Origin of the sequence: Meiothermus rufus DSM 22234, from assembly GCF_000423425.1 — a bacterium.
In the GTDB taxonomy this organism is placed as follows: domain Bacteria; phylum Deinococcota; class Deinococci; order Deinococcales; family Thermaceae; genus Meiothermus; species Meiothermus rufus.
In genome coordinates, this window is the sequence record NZ_AUHY01000101.1 from 1 (window position 1) to 5387 (window position 5387).

General features: G+C 62.8%; 6 protein-coding genes and 1 pseudogene. 4 read left to right on the plus strand and 3 right to left on the minus strand.

The annotated features are described in order from the left end of the window. The coding region (locus tag G552_RS0113300; RefSeq protein ID WP_027883452.1) for an IS982 family transposase at positions 1-817 on the minus strand (817 nt) is incomplete at its 3' end. Between the two features lie 71 nt (positions 818-888). Here G552_RS0113300 and G552_RS0113305 point away from each other — a divergent pair. Genes G552_RS0113305 through G552_RS0113320 form a run of 4 tightly spaced genes read left to right on the plus strand, consistent with a single transcriptional unit; the run spans position 889 to position 4576 of the window. After that, positions 889-1749 carry a DUF1028 domain-containing protein gene (locus G552_RS0113305; protein ID WP_027883453.1) on the plus strand — a complete coding sequence of 287 codons (861 nt, stop codon included), beginning with the start codon at positions 889-891 and terminating at the stop codon, positions 1747-1749. Beyond that, positions 1746-2153, plus strand: coding sequence for an NUDIX hydrolase (locus G552_RS0113310; RefSeq protein WP_027883454.1), 408 nt, complete (start codon positions 1746-1748; stop codon positions 2151-2153). Before G552_RS0113305 ends, G552_RS0113310 begins: the two co-directional genes overlap by 4 nt. A gap of 14 nt (positions 2154-2167) precedes the next feature. After that, positions 2168-2872 carry a gamma carbonic anhydrase family protein gene (locus tag G552_RS0113315; RefSeq protein WP_027883455.1) on the plus strand — a complete coding sequence of 235 codons (705 nt, stop codon included), beginning with the start codon at positions 2168-2170 and terminating at the stop codon, positions 2870-2872. A 42-nt stretch (positions 2873-2914) separates the two neighbouring features. Further along, positions 2915-4576, plus strand: a complete 1662-nt coding sequence (locus tag G552_RS0113320) for an acyl-CoA carboxylase subunit beta (protein ID WP_027883456.1) — start codon at positions 2915-2917, stop codon at positions 4574-4576. Between the two features lie 81 nt (positions 4577-4657). Here the strand turns inward: G552_RS0113320 and G552_RS0113325 are convergent, their stop codons facing one another. Beyond that, a complete protein-coding gene (locus tag G552_RS0113325; protein ID WP_084640448.1) occupies positions 4658-4957 on the minus strand; it encodes a muconolactone Delta-isomerase family protein in 300 nt (99 codons plus the stop codon). 217 nt (positions 4958-5174) lie between these two features. Continuing rightward, positions 5175-5387: pseudogene (locus G552_RS16610) on the minus strand (hypothetical protein); the annotation flags it as partial.

A 5387-nucleotide genomic window follows, 5' to 3' on the forward strand; every position in this document is an offset into this window, starting at 1 on the left:
TTTCCATGAACCTGAGGTTGTGGGCCAAGACGAATAGGATGACCTTGATGAGGAACCCTTCCTGCGTTGTGGCGTGGATGCGCCTGGGGAAGAGGGCATGAAGCATACTGCCCACCGTCTCCACCACCCGCCGTTGCGTAATGGCCAGATACGGGTACCAGAGGTGGAAACGCTTGGAATTCTCCTTGCGCACCGGCAACAGGCGTATCCCCTCCGCCTCCAGAAGAAGGTCTTCAAGAAGATAGCTCCCATAGCCACGGTCCACCGCTACCAGAGTCCCGGGCCCCAGGTTCAGGGGCAGGAGGAGCAACCCCTTGAGATCGGCCAGGCTACCCGGGGTGAGGACGAGCTCGTGGATGAAGAGGCCCTTGTCCACCAGGAGGTGGAGCTTGAAGCCGTGGAAGTAGACCCGTCGGCTGGGAATATACCCCCGGTAGACCAGGCCGGGGGCGAGGCGGGAGCGAGGGGCGCGGATATTCTCGCAGGTGGGGATGGGGAAGGTGTCCAGGGCGTACTGCTGCGCCTGGTGGAGGCTGGGCCAGAGCCGGCGGAGGAGGGAGAGGAGGGGGAGGAGGTAGGGGCGAAGCCTACGGAGTCTTCGGTTGAAGCGGCTTTTGGAGGGGATGTGGGTGAAGAGGCGGAGGTCTTGGGCCAGGTTCAGGGCTTTGGCGTGGTTGCCTCCGCAGGCCAAGGCGGCCAGGGTACCGAGGGTGAGGATAGCGCTGGAGGGGGTTTTGGTCTGGGGGTCATCGTTGTGGCCCATGAGGGTGAGGAGGTCGTCTATAATGCAGAAGGCCGCTATCGCTTGGTTCAGCATGGCGGCTGCTATTTTTTCATCCCATTGGGCGGCGATGATAGGTGGCAACTTGGGTTAGGATAAGGCCCAAGATGACCTTAGTGAGTACCTTTTCCCTAGTGGCCCGCGATGCCGATACCGGCGATTTAGCTGTGGCCGTGGCCAGCAAATTTTTGGCGGTGGGTGCAGTAGTGCCCTGGGCTAAAGCGGGGGTGGGGGCCGTGGCTACCCAGTCCTACGCCAACCCTACCTTTGGCCCCCAGGGGCTGGCCCTAATGGAGGCCGGGGCTGGCCCGGAAGACATCCTGGCGGTGTTTGCCCGCACCGACCCCGACCTATCCAAGCGGCAGTTCGGCTATGTTTTGGCCAACGGCGAGAGCCTGAGCTACACCGGGACAGCCTGCCACGCCTGGGCCGGGGGGCGCTGGGGCCCCAACTATGCGGCCCAGGGCAACCTGCTGGTAGGCCCGGAGGTGGTCGAGGCCTTGGAGCAGACCTTCTTGAAGCGCACCGATCTGGCCTTCCCCGAGCGGCTGGTGGCGGCGTTGCGGGAGGCTGACCGGGCCGGGGGGGACAGGCGCGGGCGGCAGTCTGCGGCCTTGTTGGTGGTGGGCCAGGGTAAAGGGTACGGGGGGATGGAGCGCTGGATCGACCTGCGGGTGGACGACCACCCCGACCCGGTGGCTGAGCTCGAGCGCCTTCTCGGTATCCACCGGCTGCTCTTTGGCGCGGAGGAGTCGCCTAGGGCCCTTAGCTCGGAGGAGATTCGCTGGATTCAGGCCCTGCTACACCGGCTGGGGCACTACACCGGCCCACAAAGCGGCCTGTGGGATCGGGCCACCGAGGAGGCTTTTGCTACCCTGGTGGGGATGGAGAACCTGGAGGAGCGCTACCGGGGTGGGCCTTTTTTGGATGAGGCGGCTTTGCGCTATTTGCGGGAGAAGTTCGCATGAGCCAGGGGGTGTTGGGGGCTGGTGGGGTAGTGTTCAACCCCCAGGGGCAGGTTTTGCTGATTCGCGATCGCCTAGGGTACTGGTGTTTCCCCAAGGGGCACCTCGAGGCCGGGGAAGGCCTCGAGCGAGCGGCTTTGCGCGAGGTGGCCGAGGAGACCGGCATCCAGGCCCGGCTTCTGGGGCCACTGCTACCCACCCGCTACACCAACAACAAGGGCATTTCCCGCGAGATTCACTGGTTTTTGATGGTAGGCCAGGGCCAGCCCCGGCTGGAAAAGGGGCTTAGTGGGGCGGGGTTTTTTGACCTCGAGGAGGCCCGCCGCCTCTTGGCCTTCCCGGAGGATGTGGCCTTGCTGGAGAGAGCCTGGCAAGCCTGGTATAGACACAACCTGGATCAAGCTTAAAGCAAGGAGGCTCCATGGCCGTCTACCGCTTGAACGAACGCTTACCCCAGATCCACCCCACCGCCTTTATCGCCCCTGGTGCTTTAATTGTAGGCCAGGCCGAGATCGGCGAGCAGGCCTCGGTTTGGTTTGGTGCCGTCGTGCGGGCCGATACCGAGCGGATCGTTGTTGGGCCGGGCACGAATATACAGGACGGGGCTATTTTGCATGCCGACCCTGGTGACCCCTGCCTTTTGGGCCAGAACGTGACGGTGGGCCACCGGGCGGTGGTGCATGGGGCGCGGGTGGAGGAGGGGGCGCTTATTGGCATTGGAGCGGTGGTGCTCAACCGGGCCAGAATAGGGGCCAAAGCGGTGGTGGGGGCTGGAGCGGTGGTGCCTCCGGAGATGGAGATTCCCCCGGGGATGCTGGCGGTAGGCATTCCGGCCAAGGTGCGGGGTCCGGTGGAGCCCACCCAGAACGCCCAGCGCTACATTGAACTGGCCCGTTACTACCAGGCCCACCTCACCGCCATTGCCCCCACCGGGCGTTACCAGCTCACCCTGCGCGGCCAGGACGCGCTCAACCCCTTTAGCGACCTCCACCTAAAGCTCAAACGCCTCGAGCCCGAGGCTTTAGTGCTGCTCAAAGCCATCGCCGAGGGGCGGGCCGTCGAGGAGCGGCCCGAGCTGCTGCACGAGCTTGTGCGGGAAGGGCTTATCCGCCCTGTTAACGTATGACGCAATTGCTGCGGGCAGCCTAAAAAACGGTAGACTTTGGGCATGTTGCACAGCCGCATCAGCCCCAAGGAGCGCGAATCCGAGGCCTTCAAACAGAACAAAGACGCCTGGGTACGCCTAATCGCCGATTTTCGGACCTCGCTGGAGCAAGTCCGCCAGGGGGGCGGGGCCAAGGCCATCGAGCGCCAGCACGCTCGGGGACGGCTGACCGCCCGGGAGCGCATCGCCCGGCTGATAGACCCGGGGAGCGCGCTGGAGGAAATCCTAGCCTATGCCGGCTGGCAGATGTACTCGGAGTGGGGGGGTGCCCCGGGTGGAGGGGTGGTGACCGGGATTGGCCGGATAGCAGGACGGGACTGGATGATCATCGCCAACGATGCCACGGTGAAGGCCGGGGCTTTCTTCCCCATCACCGCCAAGAAGGTCATCCGGGCCCAGACCATTGCCCTGGAAAACCACCTGCCCACGGTCTATCTGGTGGACTCGGCAGGGGTGTTTTTACCCTTGCAAGACGAGGTCTTCCCCGACCAGGATGATTTTGGCCGCATCTTCTACCTGAATGCCCGCATGAGTGCTATGGGTATTCCGCAAATCTCGGCCATCATGGGCAATTGTGTGGCCGGAGGGGCCTATCTGCCCCTCATGACCGATGCCCTCATCATGACCGAAGGCTCGGGGCTATACCTGGCCGGCCCGGCCCTGGTCAAGGCGGCCATTGGGCAGGAGGTGGACTCGGAGGCCTTAGGGGGAGCCCGGATGCATGCCGAGGTTTCGGGCACGGTGGACTTTTACGAACCCGACGACGCTTCGGCCCTGGCCCGTATCCGCGCCCTGGCTGCTTTGTATGCCCAGCCGGCCCTGGCCCCCTGGGCTGCCGAGCGCCAGCCTGAGGTGGAGCCAGCACACCCCCCGGAAGACCTCTACGGCCTGGTCTCACCTGATGGGGCCCGCCCCTACGATGTGCGGGAGGTGCTGGCCCGGCTGGTGGACGGTTCGGTGTTTCACGAGTACAAGGCCGAGTATGGCCAGACCCTGGTCTGCGGCTATGCCCGGCTGGGAGGGTTCCCGGTAGGCATCGTGGCCAACCAGCGTCTGATTATCAAAAAGCCCGGCAAGATTGAGGTGGGTGGGGTGATCTACGCCGAGGCTGCCGACAAGGCCGCCCGGTTCATCCTCGAGGTCAATCAGCGCTTTATTCCGCTGCTCTTTCTGATGGACGTGACCGGCTTCATGGTGGGCAAGGAGTCCGAGCAGCAGGGCATCATCCGGCGGGGGGCTAAGCTGGTGAACGCGGTGTCCAACTCGGTGGTGCCCAAAATTACCCTCATTACCGGCGGCTCGTTTGGTGCGGGCAACTACGCCATGGCTGGCAAAGCCTATGCTCCTCGCTTCATCTACGCCTGGCCTTCGGCCAAGTATGCGGTCATGAGCGGTAATGCCGCGGCTAAGACCCTGATGGAGATCGAGCTGGCTAAGCTCGAGCGGGAAGGAAAGAAGCCCACCGAGGAAGACCTGCTGGAGCTTTACCAGCAGATCAAAGCCCGCTATGAAGAAACCCTCGACCCGCGCTACGCTGCGGCCCGGCTATGGGTGGACGAGGTCATCTTTCCTCACGAGACCCGCCAGCGGCTCATCCACAGCCTCGAGGTCTGCGCCCTCAACCCCATCCGGGAGCAGATGCAGGTAGGCGTGTTCCAGGTGTGAAGGGCCTGCTGAGATTCCAACAGCAGCTCGATGATCCAGACGCCTGAACCCTCGACCCTCTGCCCTGACAGCGGCCATGGCTCAGGTTTCGTCGGGTTTGAATACGTGGGTTGGGGTGTCCATTTCGGCCAGGGGTAGCACCTCGTATTTTGCAAAGTTGTAAACAGGGGCCATTGCCAAGAGGCACTCGAGCTCTTCGTTGGAGTCCACATCGTAGATCCAGGCCCCGCCGTGCCTCCCAACGATGTGGTAGCGCCCGACCAGCTTGCCCCGCTCTCGAATTTTTTGGGCATACTCTGGCATTCGCATAATAACGGCGGCAAAATCGCCGCGCATTCTGGACAGATCCAGCTCCCACAAAACCAGAAACTTCGTTCCCATATCGCCTCCGGATGCACCGCGGTTTTGGCTATTACTGCCTCTTAGCAAAAAGGCAGATCCGCTGGCCAGGAAAACGAAACCTTCATCTCCGGCAAGGTTCTTTCCGAAAACCGCTCCTACACCGTGATTATATTGTGCTACGCTCCGTAGTGGAGACCCTCGAGTTGGTAGGCGTTAGCTTTTCTTAGAGGCTGTCGTAAAAGCCCTCCACGAGAGGCTACGCGGCCCTAGCCAGCCGCTTCACCAGTAAGCGTATCATGCTCAAATACATCCAGGCTTCCCCTACCTCAGGATGGTACTCGTAATCCTTCCCCAACCGTCGGTTCCGCCCCAGCCAGGCAAAGGTCCTTTCACCACCCACCGCTTGGGCAAAGGCTTGAACCCACTCTCCCGCGGAATCTCCGGCGTCTCCTCTCCTTCCCGCACCCAG

Coding starts and splice junctions, on each gene's coding strand:
- G552_RS0113305 (WP_027883453.1), top strand. CDS start 889: ATGACCTTAGTGAGTACCTTTTCCCTAGTGGCCCGCGATGCCGATACC.
- G552_RS0113310 (WP_027883454.1), top strand. CDS start 1,746: ATGAGCCAGGGGGTGTTGGGGGCTGGTGGGGTAGTGTTCAACCCCCAG.
- G552_RS0113315 (WP_027883455.1), top strand. CDS start 2,168: ATGGCCGTCTACCGCTTGAACGAACGCTTACCCCAGATCCACCCCACC.
- G552_RS0113320 (WP_027883456.1), top strand. CDS start 2,915: ATGTTGCACAGCCGCATCAGCCCCAAGGAGCGCGAATCCGAGGCCTTC.
- G552_RS0113325 (WP_084640448.1), bottom strand. CDS start 4,957: ATGGGAACGAAGTTTCTGGTTTTGTGGGAGCTGGATCTGTCCAGAATG.